Below are 22,868 nucleotides of genomic sequence, written 5' to 3' on the forward strand. Positions count from 1 at the left end.
TCGCAAACTCAACGTTAGCCAAGAACCACGATGACCATCCTCTTTCGCCCGCAGGGCGCCTTCGGCTGGTTCAGTTACACCACTTCCCGGGACACGATCAATTGGCAGAAACAAAAATGCCCGCACAAGGCGGGCATTTTTGGAGGGGGCCGAAACCAGGAAAACCTGCATCATGCCAACAAGATCTGGTGCCGGAGACAGGAATCGAACCTGCGACCTTCGCGTTACGAGTGCGCTGCTCTACCGACTGAGCTACACCGGCGTGTAGCGCAACGTACCACTGCTCGCACCCGTTACGCAAACCCCTGTTTCCGCTAGTTTATTGCCCCACCCTCAAGGCGCCTTGCACCCCTTCGGCGCCAGGTCTTCCTCGATGTTGGTCGTACACGCCCACCCAGTAGCCGAACGCGTCAGGGTCAGTGCCTTGCCGAGCACAGTGGCCGGCGCATCCACCAGGGTGCACACGATGCTCCCGGTGCCATCCGCCGCCTTGCCACTAGCCGTGATCGCACAGTGCGCCGTCGCCGGCTGGCCACCCAGCGCGGCCACATCCGGCACATCCGTCCCGTCATTCAACCGCAGGTCCATCGCCGTCTTCAGCGCGCTGATCTCCAGCAACCCGGCCGCGGCCTTGGAGCGTGACTGGTGGTTGGTGTACATCGGTAAGGCGATGGTCGCCAGAATGCCGATGATCGCGACGACGATCATCAGTTCGATCAGGGTGATACCGCGTTGCCCTTTCATGAACGTTTTCCTTTTTGATACGCGTACTCGTTGAGGTCAGGCTCGACCCCGGCTGGCAGCGGCGCAGTAGGCCTGAACAGACACCTTTTGTCACCCCTGCCCGCTTGGGCGTCGTCTTCGCTGAACTACTCTAGTGAGCATCACGGACGCGCGCCCTTGCATGGACGCGGCAAGCTGTTTCCAGGCTTGTCGCACGGGCAGAAAAAGGACCTTCGCATGACCCAATCCACACTCCTCTACACCTGGCACGGCACCGACGCCAACGGCGCGCCGGTCAGTGGGCAAACGTCTGGGCGCAGCCCGGCTTATGTGCGTGCCGGGCTTATCCGCCAGGGCATCAAGGTAGCCAGTTTGCGGCCTGCCGGTGGGCTGACGTTCAGTTTGCCGAAACGGCGGGCAAAGGCCGACCCTGCGGGGTTCAGCCGGCAACTGGCGACCTTGCTCAAGGCCGGGGTGCCGCTGCTGCAGGCGTTCGAGGTGATGGGGCGCAGTGGCTGTGATGCGGCGCAGGCGGCATTGCTGGATAGATTGAAACAGGATGTGGCCTCGGGCCTGGGGCTGGCGGATGCGTTGCAGCGCCACCCGGGGTGGTTCGATGCGTTGTACTGCAACCTGGTGCGGGTGGGTGAGCAGTCCGGCACGCTCGACCGGCAGCTGGAACAGCTGGCGGGCATGCTGGAGCAGCGTCGGGTGCTGCACAAGAAGGTGCGCAAGGCGATGATCTACCCGTTGCTGCTGTTGCTGACAGGGCTGGGGGTGTCGGCGATCCTGTTGCTGGAGGTGATTCCGAAATTCGAGAGCATGTTCTCTGGCATGGGCGTGGCGTTGCCGGCATTTACCCAATGGGTGATCGACTTGTCCACAGGGCTGAGCCGGTTTGCGCCGCTGTTGCTGGTGATGGGCGTGGTACTGGGTTTTGCCATACGCCAGCTCTACCGGCAGCACGCGCCAGCGCGCCTGTGGATATCTCACCGGGTGCTGGGCTTGCCGGTGTTCGGCACGCTGCTGGGGCAGGCGGCGCTGGCGCGCTTTGCGCGCAGCCTGGCAACGTCCTACTCCGCCGGGGTGCCGTTGCTGGATGCGCTGGGCACAGTGGCCAGGGTCAGTGGTGGCGACCTGCATGAACAGGCGGTGTTGCGGCTGCGCCAGGGCATGGCCAATGGGCAGGGGCTGCACCAGGCGATGGCCGCTGAGCCGCTGTTTCCGCCGCTGCTGGTGCAACTGACGGCTATCGGGGAATCCAGCGGCACGCTGGACCAGATGCTGGAAAAAGCCGCCAGTCATTACGAGGAACAGGTCAGCCAGGCGCTGGACCAGTTGACCAGCCTGCTGGAGCCGGCCATCGTGCTGGTCCTGGGCCTGCTGGTAGGCGGCCTGGTGGTGGCGATGTACCTGCCGATCTTCCAGTTGGGTAGCTTGATCTGAACATGACTTTATGGACTTTGCTGGCTGAGCAGCCGGCGTACTTTCTTACCCTGGCCACGGTGCTCGGCCTGCTGGTGGGCAGTTTTCTCAATGTGCTGGTGTACCGCCTGCCGATCATGCTGGAGCGGCAATGGCAGCGTGAGGCGCAGGAAATGCTGGAATTGCCGATCACGCCGCATGAGCGTTTCGACCTGTGGCTACCTGCTTCGCGCTGCCCGCATTGCGCGCACCGGATTCGCGCGTGGGAGAACATTCCGGTCGTCAGCTACCTGGCCTTGCGCGGGCGTTGTTCAGCCTGCAAAACCCGCATCAGCCCGCGCTACCCGTTGGTAGAGTCAGCCAGCGCGCTGCTGTCGCTGGTGGTGGCCTGGCGCTTTGGTGCTTCGCCCGAGGCCTTGCTGGCACTGCCGCTGACCTGGTGCCTGCTGGCCCTGAGCCTGATCGATGCCGAGCACCAGTTGCTGCCGGACGCGCTGGTGCTGCCGATGCTGTGGCTGGGGCTGATCGTCAACGCCTTCGGCCTCTATGTCCCGCTGACCAGCGCGCTGTGGGGCGCGGTGGCCGGGTACCTCAGCCTTTGGACGGTGTATTGGCTGTTCAAGCTGGTCACTGGCAAGGAAGGCATGGGCTATGGCGACTTCAAGCTGATGGCGCTGATCGGGGCCTGGGGTGGCTGGCAGGTGTTGCCGTTGACCCTGCTGCTGTCGTCGGTGGTTGGGGCGCTGGCTGGGCTGTGTCTGCTGCGTCTGCGCCGGCATGCCATGGGTACGGCGATCCCGTTCGGCCCCTATCTGGCGATTGCGGGGTGGATTGCCGTGCTCTGGGGTGATGAAATATACGCTTCATACACACAACTGCTTGGATTCTGATGACCACTGCGGCCTTTACCCCCTGGATTCTCGGCCTGACTGGCGGCATTGGTAGCGGCAAGAGCGCCGCTGCCGAGCGTTTCGTCGAGCTTGGCGTGCACCTGGTCGATGCCGACCAGGCGGCGCGCTGGGTTGTCGAGCCGGGCCGCCCGGCCCTGGCCAGCATCGTCGAGCGCTTCGGCGCCGGCGTGTTGCAGGCCGACGGCCAACTCGATCGTGCAGCCCTGCGCCAGCTGATCTTCGCCGACCCGGCGCAGCGCAAATGGCTGGAGCAATTGCTGCACCCGTTGATCGGGCAGGAGATTTTCAGCTACCTGGCCAAGGCGGAGTCGCCGTATTCGGTGTATGTGTCGCCGCTGCTGATCGAGTCGGGTCAGTACCAGAAGACCCAGCGGGTGCTGGTGATCGATGCGCCGCAGGAGCTGCAGGTGGCGCGTACCCTGGCGCGTGACAACACCAGTGCCGAGCAGGTGCAGGCCATTCTCAAGGCGCAGATGGCCCGCGAGGAGCGCCTGCGCCATGCCGATGATGTGGTGGTCAATGACGGCGACCTGGCCGCGCTGCATCAGCAGATTGACCGCCTGCACCACTTTTACCTGACTTTACGAGGAGGCCAGCCATGAGCCAGCCATTGACCGTCGATTGCCCGACCTGTGGCGCACCTGTGGAATGGAACGAGAAAAGCCCGTTCCGGCCGTTCTGTTCGGACCGTTGCAAACTGATCGACCTGGGCGCCTGGGCGGCGGAGGAGCACAAGATTCCGGGGGCGGAAGAGTCCGAGGACGAGCTGTACTCGGGGGATTTGGAGCCGCGGCATTGATCCGATAGCAAGGTGTCCTTCAGGGCCCTTTCGCGGGTGAACCCGCTCCCACAAGGACCTCAGGGTTCTTAAGGCTGGTGCAATACCTGTGGGAGCGGGTTTACCCGCGAAAGGGCCAGTACAGCCGCCACAAAATCACCGATCATCCTCCTTCCACGGCGCCTGCAGATACCGCGTGCGGTTGAAGGTTTCCAGCCACTCCGGGCAAAACACCACCAGCGCGCTGATCACCGTGCCGTTGATGAACGCTTCGGGGAACATCATCAGCCACAGGTAGCCGACAAAATCGCTGAGCCACTCCGGCATGGCGAAGCGCCCGTCCAGCCACAACAGCCCCAACGCAGCCGACAGGCAGGCCAGCACGGTCAGTGCCGCCGGGAAGAACCCTGAACAGAAGATATACACAAACAGGTTCCGCGGCTGGGCGCGCTCGACCCCTATCGCGCACGCCTCGGCTATCAGCACCGGCAGGCCAACCAGCAACAAGCCATTCACCCCCAGCGCCGCCAGGTCCTGGCGCCCCAGCGCCAGCAAGCCGAGCTGGGCCATGAACCCGCCCAGCACCGCCAGTGGCCAGTCCAGCAACAGCGTGACCGCCGTCATGCCAATGAAGTGGTACGACACCCCGGTATCGAAATCGCGCCGCACCAACCACAAGGCAAACAGGCAGAACACCGTGCCAAACAGCAGATGCTGGCGGCGCCGGTCAGTGAACAGCTCAACCCAGCGCACCTGGCTGACCGCCCAGATCAGCAACGGCACATATCCCAGCCAGCCAAGCGTAAGGGTGGTGCCGGACAACACCTGCGCGCTGATCACCTGACGAATGCCCCTTGCAGCCATGTGGATAAAGCCGAGTCTACACCCATTCTCCATTTCATCTGGCAGGGGTAGCGCAACAGTGCGCCGGTACCGGGCTGATTCCTGCGCACAAACAGCATCTTATCGTCACCGATTAGCGGCTAAGCTTGTCTGCATGGATGACTCAGACTACCTGCGCCTGCTTACCATCCAGGCGGAACAAGCCAATGCCTTTCTCTCCAACGCCCGCAAGTGGGAGCGGGAGCGATGGGTGTGCCAACGCCTGTTGCAGGGGCTGAACATCCCCTACCGCAGCGAGGACTTCACCCCGGCCGGGCAAGAACCGCCAGATGTGCTGTTCCGCGACGCGGCCTTCGAGGTGTTTTTCGTGCTCGACGAGGGCCGCCGGCTCAACGATGAATGGCGCGAAGAACTGCAGCGCCGGCGCAGTGCATTCTCCCTGGCGCAGCTGGTACGCCGCGAGGCGCGCCCGCGGCGCATCAGTGCCACCGAGCTGCTGGGGCGGCTGGCGCCGACCTTGCGCAAGAAGGCGCACAACTACCGGGAACGCGGGCTGGAGCTGAACGAGCTGGACATCATTGCCTTCGCCAGCCTCAAACGCGAAGTGCTCGACCTCAACACTCACTTCCCGCCGCCCACCGAATACCTGCGCCAGGGCTGGCGCTCGCTGTCGCTGGTCGGGCCGACCTTTGCCCGGGTGCTGTTCGCCCACCCCGACGCGCCGGACTTCCTGCGCGGCAACCTGGGCCGCAGCATTGTGTTCGATGTGGGCATCAGTCTTTGATCCAGTGCAGCGAATGTTTGCGATGGCGTACACTCGGCGCCAGATATAGAAAGCATTATCATTTGTTTCAAGCGCTTGCGTGAACGCTGTAGCGTTTACGCAGTCACAAACGTCTACCTGACGAGGCCCCACCATGACCAGCCGCCTGAATCCGGAAGATCAGCGTCGTGTCGATGAGTATCTGCGAGCCCCCCAGCACCAAGTCGAGCGCAGGCCTTTCCGGCCGTGGCTGCTCCTTGTGCTGGTGGTGGCCGTGACCATCGGGTTGGGTCTCATCAGCCGCCTGCTCAGTGGACTGGTGCTATGAGCTGCTTCGCGCTCGCCCTCCCCTCGTGCAGTTTGCGGCCGGCCCCCGGGGCCACGAATTCCGTAAACCTTATGAGATATCCCCATGACTCATCGCATCGTGATTGTCGGCGGCGGCGCCGGCGGCCTGGAACTGGCGACCCGCCTGGGTAAAAGCCTGGGCAAGCGCAAGCAGGCCGAGATCACCCTGGTCGACGCCAACCTCACGCACATCTGGAAGCCCCTGCTGCACGAAGTGGCCGCCGGCTCGCTGAACTCCTCGGAAGACGAACTGAACTACGTGGCCCAGGCCAAGTGGAACCACTTCAACTTCCAGCTGGGGCGCATGAGCGGCCTGGACCGTGAAGGCAAACAGATTCAACTGGCCGCCACCCTCGACGAAGAGGGCCGCGAGCTGCTGCCTGCGCGCACCCTGGGCTACGACACCCTGGTCATTGCCGTGGGTTCCAACACCAACGACTTCGGCACCCTGGGCGCGGCGCAGCACTGCCTGTTCCTCGACACCCGCAAGCAGGCCGAGCGTTTCCACCAGCAGTTGCTCAACCACTACCTGCGTGCCCATGCCGGTGATGTGGCGAGCGAGAAGATCAGCGTGGCCATCGTCGGCGCCGGTGCCACCGGTGTGGAACTGGCCGCCGAGCTGCATCACGCGGCCCACGAACTGGCGGCCTATGGCCTGGACCGCATCCAGCCCAAGGACATGCACATCACCATTATCGAAGCAGGCCCGCGCGTGTTGCCGGCACTGCCAGAGCGCATCAGCGTGCCGGTGCACAAGACCCTGGAAAAGCTCGGGGTGAAGGTGATGACCAATGCCGCCGTCAGTGAAGTGACCGAGGATGGCCTGAAAACCAAGGACGGTGAAGTGATCCAGGCCAGCCTGAAGGTGTGGGCGGCCGGTATCCGTGCGCCGGGTTTCCTCAAGGACATCGATGGCCTGGAAACCAACCGCATCAACCAGCTGGTTGTGCGCCCTACCCTGCAGACCACGCGCGACGACAATATCTTTGCCTTCGGTGACTGCGCCGCCTGCCCGCAACCGGGTAGCGACCGCAACGTGCCGCCACGTGCCCAGGCGGCGCACCAGCAGGCTTCGATGCTGGCGCAGAGCTTGAAGGCGCGGCTGGAGAACAAGGCGCTGCCGACCTATGAGTACAAGGACTACGGTTCGCTGGTGTCGCTGTCGCGCTTCTCGGCGGTGGGCAACCTGATGGGTAACCTGATGGGCAGCGTGAAGCTGGAGGGCTGGCTGGCGCGGATGTTCTACGTGTCGCTGTACCGGATGCACCAGATGGCGTTGTACGGGTTCTTCCGTACGGCGTTGATGATGCTGGGTAGCAAGATTGGCCGGGGTACCGAGCCGCGCCTGAAATTGCACTGACACATGCAATAGCGGTTGCCTGTACTGGCCTCATCGCCGGCAAGCCGGCTCCCACAGGGACTGCACAAGACTCGAGGTCTGTGGAGCTCCTGGTGGGAGCTGGCTTGCCGGCGATAGGGCCGGTAGCCCTCTTGCAAGACGATCGCCGAGATGCACCGAAGGGGCATTTTTGGTTGGATAAATTCGAGGCAAAAAAAAGGGCATCTCATGCGAGATGCCCTTTTTTTCATGGTGGGTCGTGTAGGATTCGAACCTACGACCAATTGGTTAAAAGCCAACTGCTCTACCAACTGAGCTAACGACCCGGAAATGGTCGGGGTGAGGGGATTCGAACTCCTGACATCCTGCTCCCAAAGCAGGCGCGCTACCGGACTGCGCTACACCCCGTGATACTTAAAGAAAAAGGGCATCTCGCTTGAGATGCCCTTTTTACATGGTGGGTCGTGTAGGATTCGAACCTACGACCAATTGGTTAAAAGCCAACTGCTCTACCAACTGAGCTAACGACCCGGAAAATGGTCGGGGTGAGGGGATTCGAACTCCTGACATCCTGCTCCCAAAGCAGGCGCGCTACCGGACTGCGCTACACCCCGAGATTGGCTCCGCGACCTGGACTCGAACCAGGGACCCAATGATTAACAGTCATTTGCTCTACCGACTGAGCTATCGCGGAACTGAACTTCGGTACATCTTTACAGCTTCGAAGCTTGTGTTAGCTTCGGTCTCTTTGGCTACCCGCTTTCGCGTTGTCGCTGCTGAGGCCGGCTATTCTACATCCTTCGTTTTGCTTGTCAACCACTTTTTTTCATTCAACTTACTGATTTGTAAGTTGTTTTGCGGTCACCGATGTTGCTGGTGATTCGCTTAGTGCCTGACAACGCGGCGTATATTAGGGGCACTCCTTTTTAGATGCAAGCAAAAATTTCAAAAATTTCAGCTAGTTATCCGGGAAGCCGGAAAAGCCCGGATTTGCTGGGGCTGTGAGGGCCTCTTCGCGGGCCTGCCCGCTCCCACAGGTACGGCACAGGCAAAAAAAGCCCCGCAGATGCGGGGCTCATGGTGAAACAGATCAGCCGAAGACGATTTCGTCGCCTTCCACCTTGGCGGTAATCGCCGTCCCCGGCATGAACTTGCCTGCCAGGATCAACTGCGCCAACGGGTTTTCGATCCAGCGCTGGATGGCCCGCTTCAGCGGCCGTGCGCCATACACCGGGTCGTAACCCACGGCAATCAGCTTGTCCAACGCCTCCGGGCTCAAGCTCAGCGACAGTTCGCGCTCCAGCAGGCGGCTGCGCAGGCGGCCCAGCTGGATTTCGGTAATGCCGGCAATCTGCTCGCGGCCCAGTGGCTCGAACACCACCACTTCGTCGATACGGTTGATGAACTCCGGACGGAAGTGCGAACCCACCGCATCCATCACCGCCGCACGCTGCGCCTCGCGGTCACCCACCAGTTCCTGGATCTGCGCCGAGCCCAGGTTGGAGGTCATCACGATCACGGTGTTGCGGAAGTCCACGGTGCGCCCGTGGCTGTCGGTCAGGCGGCCGTCTTCCAGCACCTGCAGCAGCACGTTGAACACATCCGGGTGGGCCTTCTCCACCTCGTCCAGCAGCACCACCGAGTATGGCTTGCGCCGTACCGCCTCGGTCAGGTAACCGCCCTCTTCATACCCTACATAGCCTGGTGGGGCACCGATCAGGCGAGCCACGGAATGCTTCTCCATGAACTCGGACATGTCGATGCGCACCATCGCCTCTTCGGTGTCGAACAGGAACTCGGCCAGCGCCTTGCACAGCTCGGTCTTGCCCACCCCGGTCGGGCCGAGGAACAGGAACGAGCCACTCGGCCGGTTCGGGTCGGACAGCCCGGCACGCGAACGGCGCACGGCGTTGGCCACCGCGGTTACCGCCTCGCCCTGGCCGATCACGCGCTGGTGCAGCAGCTCTTCCATCTTCAGCAGCTTTTCACGCTCGCCTTCGAGCATCTTGGCCACCGGGATACCGGTCCACTTCGACACCACTTCGGCAATTTCTTCCTCGGTGACCTTGTTGCGCAGCAACTGGTTCTCGGTCTTGCCGTGCTGGTCGACCATCTGCAGGCTGCGCTCCAGGTCCGGGATCACCCCGTACTGCAGCTCGGCCATGCGGCTCAGGTCGCCTTTGCGACGGGCGGTCTCCAGCTCCTGGCGGGCCTGCTCGATCTTTTGCTGGATCTGCGCCGAGCCCTGCACTTCAGCCTTCTCGGAAGCCCAGATTTCTTCCAGGTCGGCGTATTCACGCTCCAACCGGTCGATTTCCTCGGTCAGCTTCTCCAGGCGTTTTTTCGCCGCTTCGTCTTCTTCCTTCTTCAGCGCCTGCGATTCCACCTTCAGCTGGATCAGGCGACGGTCGAGGCGGTCGAGCACTTCCGGCTTGGAGTCGATCTCCATGCGGATGCGGCTGGCCGCTTCGTCGATCAGGTCGATGGCCTTGTCCGGCAGCTGGCGGTCGGTGATGTAGCGGTGGCTGAGCTTGGCCGCAGCAATGATGGCGCCGTCGGTGATGGCCACCTTGTGGTGCACTTCATAGCGCTCCTTCAGGCCACGCAGGATGGCGATGGTGTCTTCCTCGCTCGGCTCCTCGACCAGCACCTTCTGGAAGCGGCGCTCCAGGGCCGCGTCCTTCTCGATGAACTGGCGGTACTCGTTCAGCGTGGTGGCGCCAACGCAGTGCAGCTCGCCACGGGCCAGGGCCGGCTTGAGCATGTTGCCGGCATCCATGGCGCCCTCGCCTTTGCCGGCGCCGACCATGGTATGCAGTTCGTCGATGAACAGGATGATCTGGCCTTCCTGCTTGGACAGCTCGTTCAGCAGGCCTTTGAGGCGCTCTTCGAACTCGCCGCGGTACTTGGCACCGGCAATCAGCGCGCCCATGTCCAGCGCCAGCAGGCGCTTGCCCTTGAGGCCGTCGGGCACTTCACCATTGATGATGCGCTGGGCCAGGCCTTCGGCGATGGCGGTCTTGCCTACGCCAGGCTCACCGATCAGCACCGGGTTGTTCTTGGTACGGCGTTGCAGCACCTGCACGGTACGGCGGATTTCGTCGTCACGGCCGATCACCGGGTCCAGCTTGCCTTCTTCGGCACGCTTGGTCAGGTCGACGGTGTACTTGTCCAGCGCCTGGCGCGATTCCTCGGCGTTGGCGTCGTTGACGGCCGCGCCGCCGCGCAGGTTGTTGATGGCATTTTCCAGGGCCTTCTTGGTCACGCCCTGGCTCAACAACAGCTTGCCGAGCTTGCTGTTCTCGTCCATGGCGGCCAGCAGCACCAGCTCGCTGGAAATGAACTGGTCACCCTTCTGCTGGGCCAGGCGGTCGGCCTGGTTGAGCAGGCGCGCCAGGTCCTGCGACATGTTCACGTCGCCGGTGGGGTTCTGGATTTTCGGCAGCTGGTCGAGTTCTTTCACCAGCGCCTGGCGCAGGCTGTTGATGTCGAAGCCTACCTGCATCAGCAGCGGCTTGATCGAACCGCCCTGCTGCTCGAGCAGTGCCTGCAACAGGTGCACGGGCTCGATGGCTGGGTGGTCCATGCCAACGGCCAGGGATTGGGCATCGGATATTGCAAGCTGCAGCTTGCTGGTCAAACGGTCTATTCGCATGGGGTACCTTCCTTTAAAGGGCAGGTCGGAGCGATGGACAGCGCCTGTTTATGAAGAAACCTGCCTGAGATGACCTTATAGATAAGGCTGATTCTGGAAGATTCAAGCGTAGCGGGGTTGACCGGGGTCAACCTGTTGGATAAGTGCTGGGCCATTCGCGGGCATGCCCGCTCCCACAGGGAATCCGCAACCATTTAAACCTGTGGTGTACCTGTGGGAGCGGGTGTGCCCGCGAAGAGGCCGGCGCAGGCTAGCGAGGTTCCAGCCACACCAGGGAAGCAAAGCGCCCACCCTGCGGGGTACGGCGATAGGAGAAGAACCGCTCATCGCTGACCGTGCACAAGCCACCGCCATGAACAGCAGTCACCCCACGCGCCGCCAATCGAATACGCGCCAGCTCATAGATGTCGGCCATCAACTTGCCCGGCCGGGCACCATCGACAAAGGCCCTGGCCGCTTCCGGGTGCACCGCCGTAAAGGCATCACGCACCTCCAGCCCCACTTCGAACGCCTGCGGGCCAATCGCCGGCCCCAACCACACCAGCACCTCTTCGGGCGGCAGTGCCAGGCGATCCAAGGTGGCCTCCAGCACACCACCGGCAAGCCCGCGCCAGCCAGCATGCGCCGCGGCCACGCGGGTACCGGCCCGGTCGCAGAACAGCACAGGCAGGCAATCGGCAGTCATCACGGTGCAGGCAATGCCAGGCTGGTCGGTCCAGCTGGCGTCGGCCTCGGCCACCACGGCCGGGTCGGCATCCGCCACCACCAGCCCATGCACCTGCTTGAGCCAGGCCGGCTGGATGGCGAATTCGTCGCTCAGGCGACGACGGTTCTCGGCCACCGCGGCAGGGTCGTCCCCTACATGGTCGCCAAGGTTGAAGGTTTCATAGGGCGGCAGGCTGACGCCGCCCTGGCGGGTGGTGACACAGGCGCGCACCGAGGCCGGGGCTGGCCAGTCGGGGAACAGCAGCGACTGCGTCAGGCCACTCATCCGACAAAGCTCTCGCGGTCCTGGTTCAGCAGCGACAGCAACCAGACGAAGTCATCCGGCAGCGGCGATTCCCACTTCATGACTTCACCGGTAATCGGGTGGGCCAATGCCAGGAAGCGCGCATGCAGTGCCTGGCGCGGGAAGGTTTTCACCGCCTCGACCATGGTCGGGCTGGCTGCCGGCGGAATGCGGAAGCGCCCGCCGTAGGTCTGGTCGCCGACCAACGGGAAGCCAACGTGAGCCATGTGCACGCGAATCTGGTGGGTACGGCCGGTTTCCAGCTTGACCCGCACGTGGGTGTGCGAGCGGAAGCGCTTGAGCACACGGTAGTGGCTGACCGCCGGCTTGCCGCCGTCGGTGACCGCCATGCGCTGGCGCATGCCGCCGTGGCGGCCGATCGGGGCATCGATCTTGCCGCCGGCAGTGACCACGCCAATCACGATGCACTCGTAGATGCGGCTGACCTTGCGCGCCTGCATCTGCTCGACCAGCCGAGTCTGCGCCTGCAAGGTCTTGGCCACCACCATCAGGCCGGTGGTGTCCTTGTCCAGGCGGTGGACGATACCGGCGCGCGGTACGTTGACGATGTCAGGCACGTGGTGCAGCAGTGCATTGAGCAAAGTCCCGCTGGCATGCCCGGCGGCCGGGTGCACAACCAGCCCGGCAGGCTTGTTGATCACCATGATATGGTCGTCTTCGTAGACGATATCCAGCTCGATATCTTCGGCGACCCACTCGCCCTGGGCCTCTTGCTCGGCCTCCAGGACAAGTTGCGAGCCACCATAGACGAGGTCTCGAGGGCGCACCACGGCACCATCGACCGTCAGGCGGCCTTCTTTGATCCACGAAGTCAGCCGGGAACGCGAGTACTCGGCGAACAATTGGGCGGCGACCTGGTCGAGGCGTTGACCGCCCAGTTCGGACGGGACCTCTGCGCTAAGTTGAATGATCTCGGACATGCTCGATTCGGCGGGCGCACAGCCTTTGGTTTCGGCTGCGAGCTTGTGGTTAAATACGACTTCTTTTGTCCCGGGGTTGGCCGGGGCGCTCATCATAACAGGACGGCACCGCCCAAGACAGCGGCCGTCAAAGGGACGCAAGCCGCCATGCAAGTGAAACACCTGCTGCTGATCGCCATCCTCGGGCTCACCGCGGCCTGTTCCTCCAATAAAGAAGTGATTGACGAGAACCTCAGCGAGGCCGAGCTGTATCAGCAGGCGCAAGCTGACCTGGACAACTCCAGCTACACCAGCGCCGTGAACAAGCTCAAGGCCCTGGAGTCGCGCTACCCGTTCGGCCGCTATGCCGACCAGGCGCAGCTCGAGCTGATCTACGCCAACTACAAGAACTCCGAGCCAGAGGCTGCCAAGTCGGCTGCCGAGCGCTTCATCCGCCTGCACCCGCAGCACCCGAACGTCGACTATGCCTACTACCTCAAGGGCCTGACCTCGTTCGACCAGGACCGTGGCCTGGTGGCGCGCTTCCTGCCGCTGGACATGACCAAGCGTGACCCGGGTGCTGCCCGCGACTCGTACAACGAGTTCGCCCAGCTGACCAGCCGCTTCCCCAACAGCCGCTACGCGCCCGACGCCAAGCAGCGCATGATCTACCTGCGCAACCTGCTGGCCTCGTACGAAATCCACGTGGCCGACTACTACCTGAGCCGCCAGGCCTATGTAGCCGCCGCCAACCGTGGCCGCTACGTGGTGGAGAACTTCCAGGAAACCCCATCGGTCGGCGACGGCCTGGCGGTGATGGTCGAGGCGTACCAGAAGATGCACCTGGACGAACTGGCCGCCACCAGCCTGGAAACCCTCAAGCTCAACTACCCGGACCACCCGAGCCTGGCAGATGGCGAGTTCCAGCCAAAGCAGACCGAGTCTGACGGCCGCGGCTGGCTGTCCAAGGCGACCCTGGGCCTGATCGAAACCGAAACCCCGCTGCCGCCGGGTGAAACCCGCGCCAACCAGGACGTGGTCAAGCAGTTCCAGGACGCGCGTGACGAGATGCCGCGTGAGCTGCTGCCGACTGACGAAAACGGTGACCCTATCGTGCCGGAAGGGCCGAAGGAAGCCGAGAAAGACCGCTCCTGGTTCAGCTACATGACCTTTGGTCTGTTCGACTGATACGCAGCGGTACATGAAAGGGAGGCCTTGGGCCTCCCTTTTTTATTGGCCGCGTCCTAGACTGTCGGCTTCTTCAACCGACAAGCTGGACACCATGGTTCGCCTACTTTTCTGGATCGCCCTGATCGCCGCAGCGTTCTGGCTGTGGCGCAAGTTCAAAGCCAGCCAACAGTCGCACCCCGAGGCCAAGCTGGATGCGCCGCTGAAGATGGTGCGCTGCGCCCATTGCGGCGTGCACCTACCCAATGACCGGGCGCTGCAGCAGGGCAACGAGTGGTATTGCAGCCAGGCGCACCTGCAACAGGGCCCAGGGCGCCAGAACTGAACCTGAATCACCTGAACCCCTTCGCGAGCACGCCCGCTCCCACAGGAACCCTGCAGGCCTTGAGCCTTTTGCAGTACCTGTGGGAGCGGGCGTGCCCGCGAAGAAGCCAGTGAATCCAACATCACTTATCCCTCCCCGACCCTTTCGCACCATTTGCGACCCCTCCCCCGCCGCCAGCATTGACCCACCCCGGCAAAACTCGCTAAATCCTATTTATCCGCATAAATATGAAAAATAGCGAAATGCTCAAACCCAAACGCAAGCGCCAGAAGCTGTCCGATGTGATCGTCGAATCGGTCAAGCGCTCGATTGTCACCGAAGCGCTGCACCCCGGCGACCGCCTGCCCACCGAGCGTGAGCTGATGGAGCATTTCGAGTGCTCCAAGGGTACCGCCCGCGAAGCGCTCAAGGCCCTGGAGGTCGAGGGCCTGGTCAGCACCCGCACCGGCCCGAGCGGTGGCGCCTACCTCAATGAAGTGGGCACCGAACCTGCCAGCCGCGCACTGCGCAACTACCTGCACTTCCAGCACCTGGACGGCGAACAGGTGTACCAGCTGCGCAAGGTCATCGAGGTGGAGCTGGCGGTATCGGTAATGGGCAAGCTGAGCGAAGCCGACTACGCCGCGCTGCAGGCCAACATCGACTTCTGCAGCGCACCGGAAGACAGCGAGGAAGGCCAGCGCGAACAGCGCCTGGCGGAGCTGGAATTCCACACCCTGCTGGCCGACCGCTGCCCCAACCCGTTGCTGCGTTTCATGGCGGTGTTCCTCAACGACCTGCTGCGCGACCTGGTGGTGCTGAAAAAGGCCTACCTGCCCAAGCGCCAGCAGTTCGCCGCTGCCAACATCGCCTACCACAAGCAATTGCTGACCGCCCTGCGCGCCAGCGACGAGCCCGCCGTACGCCGGCTGATGCACGAACACATGTGCGACGCCGAACACCACATGACCGCGCTGGAAGGCGAGGTTGCCCGCAACTTCCTGCTGGAGTTCGAACACCACCACTGATCCGCCTGGAAAGAGGCCTGCACACAGGCCCGGCCGTACCCGCTTTGTCATTGCCACTCCTGCCTAATAACCACAACCAAGGAGTTACTCATGCAAAGACGTACCCTGCTCAAGGCAGGCCTTGCCCTGGGTGCCTTAGGTAGCCTCCCCCTGGGGGCGCACCGGGCATTCGCCGACCAACCATTGACCTTCTATGGGCTCAAGTCCATGTCTGGCGCCTTCGCCAGCTACGGCAAGTACGCCGACATGGGCTCACGCCTGGCCATCGCCGAATACCCGCAACTGCTCGGCCACGCGCTCAAGTACAAGGTCATCGACACCGAAGGCAACGCCGGCAAGGCGGTGCGCAAGGTGCAGGAAGCCATCGGCCAGGATGGCGCCCGCTTCTTCCAGGGCTGCACCCTGTCGTCCTCGGCACTGGCGGTGTCGAAGGAAATCCACAAGGCCGGCGGCGTGTTCATGACCCCGGTCGGCGCTGACGAAATCACCGGCAAGGACTGCAATGCCTCGACCTTCCGCTGGTCGGTGCCCACCTACGGCGCCATCCGCGAAACGCTGGTGCCGATGATCCGCCAGCTGCCACAGGCCAAGCGCTGGTACACCATCACCCCGCAATACGTGTTCGGCGATGCCCTGCTGGACAACGCCCGCAAGGTGTTCGCCGAGCTCGGTGTGGAACACATCGGCAACAGCTACCACTCGCTGCAGGAGCAGGAGTTTTCCGGCTACCTGACCAACGCCATCGCCGCCAAGCCCGACGTGCTGGTGCTGCTCAACTTCGGCAGCCAGGCGTCCAACGCCCTGCGCCAGGCAGTGAACTTCGGCATCAAGGAGCGCATGAAAGTGCTGATTGTGTGGTCCGCCGGCCTCGATCAGTTCCAGGAGCTGGGCAGCGACGTGCTCGAAGGCGTGTACCTGGGCGCGCAGTACTGGCACCAGGTCGATACCCCACTGAACCAGCAGCTGGTCGCTGCCACCCGCAAGGCTTATGGCATCAACCCCAACTACCCGCTGGCGGCCGACTACATCGGCACCAAGGTCATGCTCGAAGCCATCATCAAGGCCGGCAGCCTGGATGGCGCCGCCGTGTCCGCGGCATTGCAGGGCATGCGCTTCCAGGGCCCGACCGGCGAAGAACTGATCCGCCCGGGCGACCACCAGGTGCTCAAGGATTACTACCTGCTGCGCGGCAAGCCCCAGGGGCAGATGCGCGATGAGGACGACCTGGCCGAAGTCATCAGCTCGGGCCGCTCGTTCGTCGAAGTCGACCACACCGGTTGCGCCCTGGCCTGAGGCCGCGGCGTCAGTCACAAACACTCGTACAGGCAGCCGCATCGCGCGCTGTCGAGGGCACGCTCATGCTCGATTTGTACCTGTTCCAACTGCTCAACGGCCTGGGCCTGGGGATGATCTACTTCCTCATCGCCGTGGGCCTGACGATCATTTTCGGCCTGCTCAACTTCGTCAACTTCGCCCACGGCGCGTTCTTCTTGCTGGGCGCCTACCTGTGCTACACCGCCGTGGCCATTACCGGCAACTTCTGGCTGGCCCTGCTGATCGCACCGCTGGTGGTGGCGGCGCTGGCCTGGGCGGTCGAGCGTCTGCTGATCAAACGCATCTACCACCTGCCGCACACCTTCCAGATCCTCGTCACCCTCGGTATCGCGCTGATCATCCAGGAAGCCTCGGTACTGATCTGGGGCCCGGTGGGCAAGAACATCGCCGTGCCGCCGGAATTGCGCGGTGTGCTGATCGTCGGTGACTTCATCTACCCCTACTACCGGCTGTTCCTGATCGGTTTCGCCGCGCTGATCGGCCTTGGCCTGTGGCTGCTGCTGGAGCGCACCCGCTTCGGCGCCCTGGTACGGGCCGGCAGCGAAAGCACCGAAACCGTGTCGCTGCTGGGCACCAACATCTTCCGCCTGTTCTCCCTGACCTTCGCCCTGGGCGTGGGCCTGGCCGGCGTGGCGGGCGTGCTGTTCGCACCGCTGCGTGGGGCCCAGCCCTTCGTCGGCCCGGAAATCCTTGGCATCGCCTTCGTGGTGGTGGTGATCGGCGGCATGGGCTCGTTCGGCGGCGCCCTGGTCGGCGGCCTGCTGGTGGGTGTGGTGCAAAGCATGATGACCAGCCTCTGGCCGCAAGGCGCCAGCCTGATGATCTACGGCGCCATGGCCGCAGTGATCCTGGTCCGTCCCTATGGCCTGTTCGGGAGAGCCTGAGATGAGCGAGAAAAACCCATTGCCAGTCGCCAAAGGCCGCGCCCCGGCCCTGCTGTTGCTGGTGGTCGCCAGCCTGGTGGCGCTGCCGCTGCTACTGCCATCGGCCACCCTGGCCACCGAGATCCTGATCTTTGCCCTGGCGGCGCTGGCCTGCAACCTGCTGCTCGGCTACACCGGCCTGCTGTCGTTCGGCCAGGGCATCTTCTTTGGCGTAGGCGCCTATGGCGCGGCGCTGCTGATGATCCACCTGCAGTGGGGCATGTTCGCCGCGCTGCTGGGCGCAGCAGTGTTCGGTGCCTTCCTGGCGCTGCTGGTAGGCGCCCTGGCGATCCGCCGCACGGGTATCTACTTCGTCATGCTGACCCTGGCCTTCAGCCAGATGGCCTACTTCCTGGCCTACACCCTCAGCGGCTGGACCGGCGGTGACAACGGCCTGCTCGATGTGCCCCGGCCCAACATCGAAATCGCCGGCCATGTGCTGGTCGACCTGGCCGACCCACGGCACTTCTATGTGTTCGTCGCGGTGCTGTTCCTGCTGATCTTTGCCGGCGCGCTGCGGGTGATCCGCTCGCCATTCGGCAGCACCCTGCTGGCCATCCGCGAAAACGAGACCCGCGCCGCAGCCATCGGCTACGACACCCGCCACTTCAAGATCCTGGTGTTCATGCTGTCGGGCGCCATCACCGGTATCGCCGGGGCGCTGTACGCCATGCTGCTGCACTTTGCGCCGCTGTCGAACATCGACCTGATGATGAGCGAGAACATCCTGATCATGACCATCGTGGGTGGCACCGGCTCGCTGTTCGGCTCGCTGCTGGGGGCCGGCGCCATCGTGCTGCTGGGCGACGTGCTGTCGGAGCTGTGGCCGCGCTGGCTGATGCTGCTGGGGGTGATCCTGATCCTGGTGGTGGTGTTCATGCGTGGCGGCCTGTGGGGCGGCCTGGCAGAACTGGGCAAGCGCCTGCTGGCTAACCGCAATGCCAATGACAAACCCCAGGCCAAGACCAAGGAGACCCTGTGATGAGCGACTACCTCCTGGAAACCCGCCAGCTGGAGCTGGCCTACGGGCCGTTCAAGGCGGTTGCGGGTGTCGACCTCAAGGTTCGCGCCGGCTCCATCCACACCATCATCGGCCCCAACGGCGCTGGCAAGACCAGCCTGTTCCACTGCCTGACCGGCGAGCGCCAGGCCACCGCGGGCAAGATCCTGTTCAACGGCCAGGACATCATCCGCAAGCCGTCCCACGGGCGCGTGGCGCTGGGCATGGCCCGTTCGTTCCAGCTCACCAGCCTGTTCCAGAACCTGACGGTGCGCGAGAACCTGCGCCTTGCCGCCCAGGGCCGCGATGGCCTGGGTGCGCTGAACTTCTGGCGCAGCGTCGAGCACAAGCGCAGCCACTGGGACACCGCCGACCAGGTGCTGGAGCGCCTGAAGCTTGCCGCCCGCGCCGAGACCCTGGCCGGCGAGCTGTCGCACGGCCAGCAACGGGTGCTGGAGGTGGGCATGTCGATCTGCGCCAAACCCACCCTGCTGATGCTCGACGAACCCACTTCCGGCATGGGCATCGACGACATCCCGGTGATGACCGACTTGATCAGCGACCTCGGCCGCGACCACACCGTGCTGCTGATCGAGCACAACATGAGCATCGTCATGTCGATCAGCCAGCGCATCACGGTGATGAGCCACGGCCAGATCCTGGTCGAGGGTACCCCTGAACAGGTGCGCAACGACGAGCGTGTCCGCACCGCCTACCTTGGAGAGGCCGCCTGATGCTCAACGTCGATTCGATCCATTCCTACTACGACAAGAGCCATGTGCTCGAAGGCGTCTCGCTCAAGGTCGAGGCTGGCGAACTGGTGACCCTGCTGGGGCGCAACGGCGCCGGCAAGACCACCACCCTGCGCAGCATCCTCGGCATCGTCCGCCCACGGCAGGGGCAGATCAGCTTCAACGGCCAGCAGCTGGTCGGCCGCGAAATCTTCGATATCGCCCGGCTCGGCATTGCCCTGGTGCCGGAGCACCGCGGCATCTTTCGCCAGCTCAGCGTGGAGGAGAACCTGAGGATTGCCGTTCGCAAGGACAGCCGCTGGCAGCTGGAAGACGTGTACAGCATGTTCCCGCGGCTGAAGGAACGGCGCCGCAACGGCGGTTTCGCCCTGTCCGGTGGCGAGCAGCAGATGCTGGCAATCGCCCGCGCCCTGCTCAACGGCCCCAAGCTGCTGATCCTCGACGAGCCCACCGAAGGCCTGGCCCCGGTGATCGTCGACGAACTGGTGAGGATTCTGCGGCGGATCAAGGACGAAGGCCTGTCGATCCTGCTGGTGGAACAGAACCTGATGGTCTGCGACGCCCTCGCTGACCGCCACTACGTGCTGGAACAGGGTCGCGTCGCCTACCAGGGCAGTGCGGCGCAGTTCCGCGAGGATCCGAGCATCAAGAACCGTTACCTGGCCCTTAGCGCCTGATACAGGCCTCGTTTACCTGTACTGGCCTCTTCGCGGGCTTGCCCGCTCCCACAGGTACTCCACCGGCCTGAGAGAGGTGAGATCCCTGTGGGAGCGGGCAAGCCCGCGAAGAGGCCGGCACAAGCAACCCAGTCATTTCAGGAGAGATGAACCATGAACACCCGCATCGATCCATCGCAGCATCTGCTCGGCCAGGGCCCGCTGGTCAACCGCGATCGCCTCTGGCAATCGCTGATGGACCTGGCCCGGCTCGGCGCCACCGCCAAGGGTGGCGTATGCCGCCTGGCCCTGACCGACCTCGACCGCCAGGCCCGCGACCTGTTCGTGCGCTGGTGCGAAGACGCCGGCTGCACGGTCAGCATCGACGCCATCGGTAACATCTTCGCCCGCCGCCCCGGGCGCAACCCGGCCCTGCCGCCAGTGATGACCGGCAGCCACATCGACACCCAACCCACCGGCGGCAAGTTCGACGGCTGCTACGGGGTCATGGCCGGCCTCGAGGTGCTGCGCACCCTGAACGACCTGGACCTGACCACCGATGCCCCGCTGGAAGTGGTGGTATGGACCAACGAGGAAGGCTCGCGCTTCCCGCCGTGCATGATGGGCTCGGGGGTGTTCGCCGGTAAGTTCGGCCTGCAGGAGACCCTGGCCAAGGTCGACGACCAGGGTCTGTCGGTAGGCGCGGAACTCCAGCGCATCGGTTACGCCGGCCCGCGCGTGCCCACCGGGCATGCCGTCGGCGCCTACTTCGAAGCACATATCGAACAAGGCCCGGTGCTGGAAGACCAGCGCACCACCATTGGCGTGGTCCAGGGCTGCCTGGGGCAGAAATGGTTCGACCTGGTACTGACCGGCGTCGAGGCCCATGCCGGCCCCACCCCGATGCACCTGCGCAAGGATGCCCTGGTCGGTGCCGCCGAGGTGGTGGCTGCGGTCAACCGCGTGGCGCACGCCCACCAGCCGCATGCCTGCGGCACCGTCGGCTGCCTGAACCTGCACCCGGGCTCGCGCAATGTCATCCCCGGCCAGGTGCAGATGACCATCGACCTGCGCCACCTCGACCCCGAGCACCTCGCCGCCATGGTCAGCGAAGTACGCGCGGCCATTGAAACCAGCACGGCAAGACACGGGTTGAGTTTCGAGCTGACGCCAACCGCCGACTTCCCGCCGCTGTACTTCGCCGAGCAGTGCGTTGACGCCGTGCGCCAAGGCGCGCGGGAGCTGGGCCTGAGCCACATGGATATCGTCAGCGGCGCCGGCCACGACGCGATCTTCCTCGCCGAACTGGGCCCAGCCGGGATGATTTTCGTGCCTTGCGAGGGCGGCATCAGCCACAACGAAATCGAAAATGCCGCGCCACAGGACCTGGCCGATGGCTGCGACGTGCTGCTGCGCGCCATGTTCCAGGCCGCCAACCCGGGAGCCCGTTGAGATGACCCAGAAAACCGCGATTGGCGAGTTCACCGCCGTCGAACTGCTCGAGTTGTACCAGCGCCGCCAACTGTCACCGGTCGAGGTGATCGACGATGTGCTAGCGCGCATCGACCTGCACAACCCGGCGGTCAACGCCTATTGCCATGTCGACGGCGAAGGTGCCCGCGCCGCCGCCCGCGCCAGCGAACAGCGCTGGCAGCGTGGCGAGCCCTGCGGCCGGCTGGATGGCGTACCCGCCTCGATCAAGGACCTGACCCTGACCCGGGGCATGCCCACACGCAAGGGCTCGCGCACCACCTCGGGAGCCGGCCCGTGGGAAGTCGATGCGCCCTTCACGGCCTTCATGCGCGAAGCCGGCGCTGTGTTGGTGGGCAAGACCACCACGCCGGAGTTCGGTTGGAAGGGGGTGACCGACAACCCGCTGTACGGCATCACCCGCAACCCCTGGGATACCCGGCTGACCGCCGGCGGCTCGTCCGGTGGCGCCGCGGCGGCAGCCGCGCTGAACCTGGGCGTGCTGCACCAGGGCAGCGATGCCGGCGGCTCTATTCGCATCCCTTGCGCCTTTACCGGCACCTTCGGCATCAAGCCGACCTTCGGCTACGTACCGCAATGGCCGGCCAGTGCCATGACCGTGCTGTCGCACCTGGGGCCGATGACGCGCACCGTCGACGATTCGGTACTGATGCTCGACTGCGTCGCCCGCCCCGATGCCCGTGACGGGTTGGCCGGCGCACCCAGGCAGGCGCCGTGGCTGGGCCAGGAGCAGGACCTGAGCGGCCTGCGCATCGCCTACAGTGCCAACTTCGGTTACGTGCAGGTCGACTCGCAGATCCAGGCACTGGTGGCCCAGGCCGTGCAGCGCTTGGCACGGCTGGGCGCACAGGTTGAGGAAGTCGACCCGGGGTTCGGCGACCCGCTGGAGACGTTCAATACCCTGTGGTTTGCCGGCGCGGCGCGGTTGGCCAGTGCGTTCAGCGATGAACAGCGGGCGCAGCTTGACCCAGGGCTGCGCTGGATTGCCGAACAGGGAGCGCGAATCAGTCTGGGTGACTACACCCAGGCCCTGGAGGCACGCGCAGAGTTGATCGCGAAGATGAATGCCTTCCACCAGCGTCATGACCTGCTGGTATCGCCGATGCTACCGCTGGTGGCATTCGAGGCAGGGCACAATGTGCCGCCGGAGTCGGGGATGACGCAGTGGATGGAATGGACGCCATTCAGCTATCCCTTCAACCTGACTCAGCAGCCGGCGGCTTCGGTGCCGTGCGGGTTCACCCGCGAGGGGTTGCCGGTGGGGCTGCAGGTGGTGGCCGGGCGCTTTGCCGATGAGCAGGTGCTGCGGGTGTGCAAGGTGTATGAGCAGCATTACCCTAGCCGGCACTTGCAGGCACCGATTACAGGTTGAGTGCTCTATTGGCCCCGCCGGCTGGAATATTTATTGGCCTTGCTGGCCTCATCGCCGGCAAGCCGGCTCCCACAGGTAAAGCACAGGTCCCGAGGCTGTAGGTGG

Annotated in this window: 22 protein-coding genes and 6 tRNA genes; 17 read left to right on the top strand and 11 right to left on the bottom strand. The window is 64.0% G+C overall.

Annotation, left to right across the window (positions count from 1 at the left end):
- Nucleotides 1-186 precede the first annotated feature (186 nt).
- Nucleotides 187-262: transfer RNA gene (locus CAG22_RS25305), tRNA-Thr, on the bottom strand.
- A 71-nt stretch (nucleotides 263-333) separates the two neighbouring features.
- The gene (locus CAG22_RS25310; RefSeq protein ID WP_085706408.1) at nucleotides 334-744 is read right to left on the bottom strand and encodes a pilin; all 411 of its coding nucleotides are present in this window, start codon (nucleotides 742-744) and stop codon (nucleotides 334-336) included.
- A gap of 216 nt (nucleotides 745-960) precedes the next feature.
- On the opposite strand from CAG22_RS25310, the gene CAG22_RS25315 reads away from it, so the two are divergent.
- From CAG22_RS25315 to yacG, 4 genes are read left to right on the top strand one after another with little or no spacing between them, the layout of a single operon-like run.
- The gene (locus tag CAG22_RS25315; RefSeq protein ID WP_085706409.1) at nucleotides 961-2,169 is read left to right on the top strand and encodes a type II secretion system F family protein; all 1,209 of its coding nucleotides are present in this window, start codon (nucleotides 961-963) and stop codon (nucleotides 2,167-2,169) included.
- 2 nt (nucleotides 2,170-2,171) lie between these two features.
- The gene (locus CAG22_RS25320) at nucleotides 2,172-3,038 is read left to right on the top strand and encodes an A24 family peptidase (protein ID WP_085706410.1); all 867 of its coding nucleotides are present in this window, start codon (nucleotides 2,172-2,174) and stop codon (nucleotides 3,036-3,038) included.
- The gene (gene coaE, locus CAG22_RS25325; RefSeq protein WP_085706411.1) at nucleotides 3,038-3,661 is read left to right on the top strand and encodes a dephospho-CoA kinase; all 624 of its coding nucleotides are present in this window, start codon (nucleotides 3,038-3,040) and stop codon (nucleotides 3,659-3,661) included. The genes CAG22_RS25320 and coaE overlap by 1 nt, the downstream gene beginning before the upstream one ends.
- Nucleotides 3,658-3,858 carry a DNA gyrase inhibitor YacG gene (gene yacG, locus CAG22_RS25330; protein WP_003260624.1) on the top strand — a complete coding sequence of 67 codons (201 nt, stop codon included), beginning with the start codon at nucleotides 3,658-3,660 and terminating at the stop codon, nucleotides 3,856-3,858. Before coaE ends, yacG begins: the two co-directional genes overlap by 4 nt.
- Nucleotides 3,859-3,993: 135 nt before the next feature.
- Here the strand turns inward: yacG and CAG22_RS25335 are convergent, their stop codons facing one another.
- On the bottom strand, nucleotides 3,994-4,701 hold the full coding sequence (locus tag CAG22_RS25335) for an energy-coupling factor ABC transporter permease (protein WP_085618693.1): 708 nt from the start codon (nucleotides 4,699-4,701) through the stop codon (nucleotides 3,994-3,996).
- 133 nt (nucleotides 4,702-4,834) lie between these two features.
- On the opposite strand from CAG22_RS25335, the gene CAG22_RS25340 reads away from it, so the two are divergent.
- The 3 genes from CAG22_RS25340 (at nucleotide 4,835) to CAG22_RS25350 (ending at nucleotide 7,151) form a co-directional block, all read left to right on the top strand.
- Complete coding sequence (locus CAG22_RS25340; protein WP_013970766.1) at nucleotides 4,835-5,464, top strand: DUF1780 domain-containing protein; 630 nt, start codon at nucleotides 4,835-4,837, stop codon at nucleotides 5,462-5,464.
- 133 nt (nucleotides 5,465-5,597) lie between these two features.
- Entirely contained in the window at nucleotides 5,598-5,771 is a 174-nt protein-coding gene (locus CAG22_RS25345) for a DUF3094 family protein (protein WP_013970765.1), read from the top strand.
- An 84-nt stretch (nucleotides 5,772-5,855) separates the two neighbouring features.
- Nucleotides 5,856-7,151: an NAD(P)/FAD-dependent oxidoreductase gene (locus CAG22_RS25350; protein ID WP_025337608.1), complete on the top strand. Its 1,296-nt coding sequence runs from the start codon at nucleotides 5,856-5,858 to the stop codon at nucleotides 7,149-7,151.
- A 229-nt stretch (nucleotides 7,152-7,380) separates the two neighbouring features.
- Here CAG22_RS25350 and CAG22_RS25355 read toward each other — a convergent pair.
- The 8 genes from CAG22_RS25355 to rluD form a co-directional block, all read right to left on the bottom strand.
- Nucleotides 7,381-7,456, bottom strand: a tRNA-Lys gene (locus tag CAG22_RS25355).
- Between the two features lie 5 nt (nucleotides 7,457-7,461).
- A tRNA-Pro gene (locus CAG22_RS25360) sits at nucleotides 7,462-7,538 on the bottom strand.
- Nucleotides 7,539-7,585: 47 nt separating this feature from the next.
- Nucleotides 7,586-7,661: transfer RNA gene (locus CAG22_RS25365), tRNA-Lys, on the bottom strand.
- 6 nt (nucleotides 7,662-7,667) lie between these two features.
- A tRNA-Pro gene (locus tag CAG22_RS25370) sits at nucleotides 7,668-7,744 on the bottom strand.
- Nucleotides 7,745-7,748: 4 nt separating this feature from the next.
- Nucleotides 7,749-7,824 (bottom strand) — tRNA-Asn (locus CAG22_RS25375).
- Nucleotides 7,825-8,220: 396 nt separating this feature from the next.
- Nucleotides 8,221-10,785, bottom strand: coding sequence for an ATP-dependent chaperone ClpB (clpB, locus tag CAG22_RS25380; RefSeq protein ID WP_025337607.1), 2,565 nt, complete (start codon nucleotides 10,783-10,785; stop codon nucleotides 8,221-8,223).
- Nucleotides 10,786-11,035: 250 nt separating this feature from the next.
- Nucleotides 11,036-11,776, bottom strand: coding sequence for a peptidoglycan editing factor PgeF (gene pgeF, locus CAG22_RS25390; protein ID WP_085706413.1), 741 nt, complete (start codon nucleotides 11,774-11,776; stop codon nucleotides 11,036-11,038).
- Entirely contained in the window at nucleotides 11,773-12,735 is a 963-nt protein-coding gene (gene rluD, locus CAG22_RS25395) for a 23S rRNA pseudouridine(1911/1915/1917) synthase RluD (protein ID WP_025337605.1), read from the bottom strand. The genes pgeF and rluD overlap by 4 nt, the downstream gene beginning before the upstream one ends.
- Before the next feature lie 147 nt (nucleotides 12,736-12,882).
- Here rluD and CAG22_RS25400 point away from each other — a divergent pair, with 147 nt between their 5' ends.
- The 10 genes from CAG22_RS25400 to CAG22_RS25450 all read left to right on the top strand — a co-directional run bounded on the left by CAG22_RS25400 (nucleotide 12,883) and on the right by CAG22_RS25450 (nucleotide 22,763).
- On the top strand, nucleotides 12,883-13,902 hold the full coding sequence (locus tag CAG22_RS25400; protein WP_025337604.1) for an outer membrane protein assembly factor BamD: 1,020 nt from the start codon (nucleotides 12,883-12,885) through the stop codon (nucleotides 13,900-13,902).
- 94 nt (nucleotides 13,903-13,996) lie between these two features.
- Nucleotides 13,997-14,227 carry a PP0621 family protein gene (locus tag CAG22_RS25405; RefSeq protein ID WP_046617024.1) on the top strand — a complete coding sequence of 77 codons (231 nt, stop codon included), beginning with the start codon at nucleotides 13,997-13,999 and terminating at the stop codon, nucleotides 14,225-14,227.
- Nucleotides 14,228-14,469: 242 nt separating this feature from the next.
- On the top strand, nucleotides 14,470-15,234 hold the full coding sequence (locus tag CAG22_RS25415; protein ID WP_047934916.1) for a FadR/GntR family transcriptional regulator: 765 nt from the start codon (nucleotides 14,470-14,472) through the stop codon (nucleotides 15,232-15,234).
- Between the two features lie 90 nt (nucleotides 15,235-15,324).
- A complete protein-coding gene (locus CAG22_RS25420; protein WP_085706415.1) occupies nucleotides 15,325-16,527 on the top strand; it encodes an ABC transporter substrate-binding protein in 1,203 nt (400 codons plus the stop codon).
- A gap of 65 nt (nucleotides 16,528-16,592) precedes the next feature.
- A complete protein-coding gene (locus CAG22_RS25425) occupies nucleotides 16,593-17,453 on the top strand; it encodes a branched-chain amino acid ABC transporter permease (protein WP_039614952.1) in 861 nt (286 codons plus the stop codon).
- A 1-nt stretch (nucleotide 17,454) separates the two neighbouring features.
- A complete protein-coding gene (locus CAG22_RS25430) occupies nucleotides 17,455-18,474 on the top strand; it encodes a branched-chain amino acid ABC transporter permease (RefSeq protein WP_039614951.1) in 1,020 nt (339 codons plus the stop codon).
- A complete protein-coding gene (locus CAG22_RS25435) occupies nucleotides 18,474-19,226 on the top strand; it encodes an ABC transporter ATP-binding protein (RefSeq protein WP_085706416.1) in 753 nt (250 codons plus the stop codon). The genes CAG22_RS25430 and CAG22_RS25435 overlap by 1 nt, the downstream gene beginning before the upstream one ends.
- Complete coding sequence (locus CAG22_RS25440; protein ID WP_047934069.1) at nucleotides 19,226-19,921, top strand: ABC transporter ATP-binding protein; 696 nt, start codon at nucleotides 19,226-19,228, stop codon at nucleotides 19,919-19,921. The genes CAG22_RS25435 and CAG22_RS25440 overlap by 1 nt, the downstream gene beginning before the upstream one ends.
- Before the next feature lie 153 nt (nucleotides 19,922-20,074).
- Nucleotides 20,075-21,352: a Zn-dependent hydrolase gene (locus CAG22_RS25445; protein WP_085706417.1), complete on the top strand. Its 1,278-nt coding sequence runs from the start codon at nucleotides 20,075-20,077 to the stop codon at nucleotides 21,350-21,352.
- Nucleotide 21,353: 1 nt separating this feature from the next.
- The gene (locus CAG22_RS25450; RefSeq protein WP_085706418.1) at nucleotides 21,354-22,763 is read left to right on the top strand and encodes an amidase; all 1,410 of its coding nucleotides are present in this window, start codon (nucleotides 21,354-21,356) and stop codon (nucleotides 22,761-22,763) included.
- Nucleotides 22,764-22,868 lie beyond the last annotated feature (105 nt).

It is taken from the genome of Pseudomonas sp. B8(2017) (genome assembly GCF_002113575.1).
Taxonomy (GTDB): Bacteria; Pseudomonadota; Gammaproteobacteria; order Pseudomonadales; family Pseudomonadaceae; genus Aquipseudomonas; species Aquipseudomonas putida_Z.

What these genes read in the sequence shown, in the direction of transcription:
- CAG22_RS25310 (WP_085706408.1), bottom strand. Translation starts at nt 744, where the DNA reads ATGAAAGGGCAACGCGGTATCACCCTGATCGAACTGATGATCGTCGTC.
- CAG22_RS25320 (WP_085706410.1), top strand. Translation starts at nt 2,172, where the DNA reads ATGACTTTATGGACTTTGCTGGCTGAGCAGCCGGCGTACTTTCTTACC.
- CAG22_RS25315 (WP_085706409.1), top strand. Translation starts at nt 961, where the DNA reads ATGACCCAATCCACACTCCTCTACACCTGGCACGGCACCGACGCCAAC.
- rluD (WP_025337605.1), bottom strand. Translation starts at nt 12,735, where the DNA reads ATGTCCGAGATCATTCAACTTAGCGCAGAGGTCCCGTCCGAACTGGGC.
- CAG22_RS25415 (WP_047934916.1), top strand. Translation starts at nt 14,470, where the DNA reads ATGCTCAAACCCAAACGCAAGCGCCAGAAGCTGTCCGATGTGATCGTC.
- CAG22_RS25435 (WP_085706416.1), top strand. Translation starts at nt 18,474, where the DNA reads ATGAGCGACTACCTCCTGGAAACCCGCCAGCTGGAGCTGGCCTACGGG.
- CAG22_RS25345 (WP_013970765.1), top strand. Translation starts at nt 5,598, where the DNA reads ATGACCAGCCGCCTGAATCCGGAAGATCAGCGTCGTGTCGATGAGTAT.
- CAG22_RS25340 (WP_013970766.1), top strand. Translation starts at nt 4,835, where the DNA reads ATGGATGACTCAGACTACCTGCGCCTGCTTACCATCCAGGCGGAACAA.
- CAG22_RS25405 (WP_046617024.1), top strand. Translation starts at nt 13,997, where the DNA reads ATGGTTCGCCTACTTTTCTGGATCGCCCTGATCGCCGCAGCGTTCTGG.
- CAG22_RS25350 (WP_025337608.1), top strand. Translation starts at nt 5,856, where the DNA reads ATGACTCATCGCATCGTGATTGTCGGCGGCGGCGCCGGCGGCCTGGAA.
- CAG22_RS25335 (WP_085618693.1), bottom strand. Translation starts at nt 4,701, where the DNA reads ATGGCTGCAAGGGGCATTCGTCAGGTGATCAGCGCGCAGGTGTTGTCC.
- pgeF (WP_085706413.1), bottom strand. Translation starts at nt 11,776, where the DNA reads ATGAGTGGCCTGACGCAGTCGCTGCTGTTCCCCGACTGGCCAGCCCCG.
- yacG (WP_003260624.1), top strand. Translation starts at nt 3,658, where the DNA reads ATGAGCCAGCCATTGACCGTCGATTGCCCGACCTGTGGCGCACCTGTG.
- CAG22_RS25440 (WP_047934069.1), top strand. Translation starts at nt 19,226, where the DNA reads ATGCTCAACGTCGATTCGATCCATTCCTACTACGACAAGAGCCATGTG.
- coaE (WP_085706411.1), top strand. Translation starts at nt 3,038, where the DNA reads ATGACCACTGCGGCCTTTACCCCCTGGATTCTCGGCCTGACTGGCGGC.
- CAG22_RS25420 (WP_085706415.1), top strand. Translation starts at nt 15,325, where the DNA reads ATGCAAAGACGTACCCTGCTCAAGGCAGGCCTTGCCCTGGGTGCCTTA.
- CAG22_RS25400 (WP_025337604.1), top strand. Translation starts at nt 12,883, where the DNA reads ATGCAAGTGAAACACCTGCTGCTGATCGCCATCCTCGGGCTCACCGCG.
- CAG22_RS25445 (WP_085706417.1), top strand. Translation starts at nt 20,075, where the DNA reads ATGAACACCCGCATCGATCCATCGCAGCATCTGCTCGGCCAGGGCCCG.
- CAG22_RS25450 (WP_085706418.1), top strand. Translation starts at nt 21,354, where the DNA reads ATGACCCAGAAAACCGCGATTGGCGAGTTCACCGCCGTCGAACTGCTC.
- CAG22_RS25425 (WP_039614952.1), top strand. Translation starts at nt 16,593, where the DNA reads ATGCTCGATTTGTACCTGTTCCAACTGCTCAACGGCCTGGGCCTGGGG.
- clpB (WP_025337607.1), bottom strand. Translation starts at nt 10,785, where the DNA reads ATGCGAATAGACCGTTTGACCAGCAAGCTGCAGCTTGCAATATCCGAT.
- CAG22_RS25430 (WP_039614951.1), top strand. Translation starts at nt 17,455, where the DNA reads ATGAGCGAGAAAAACCCATTGCCAGTCGCCAAAGGCCGCGCCCCGGCC.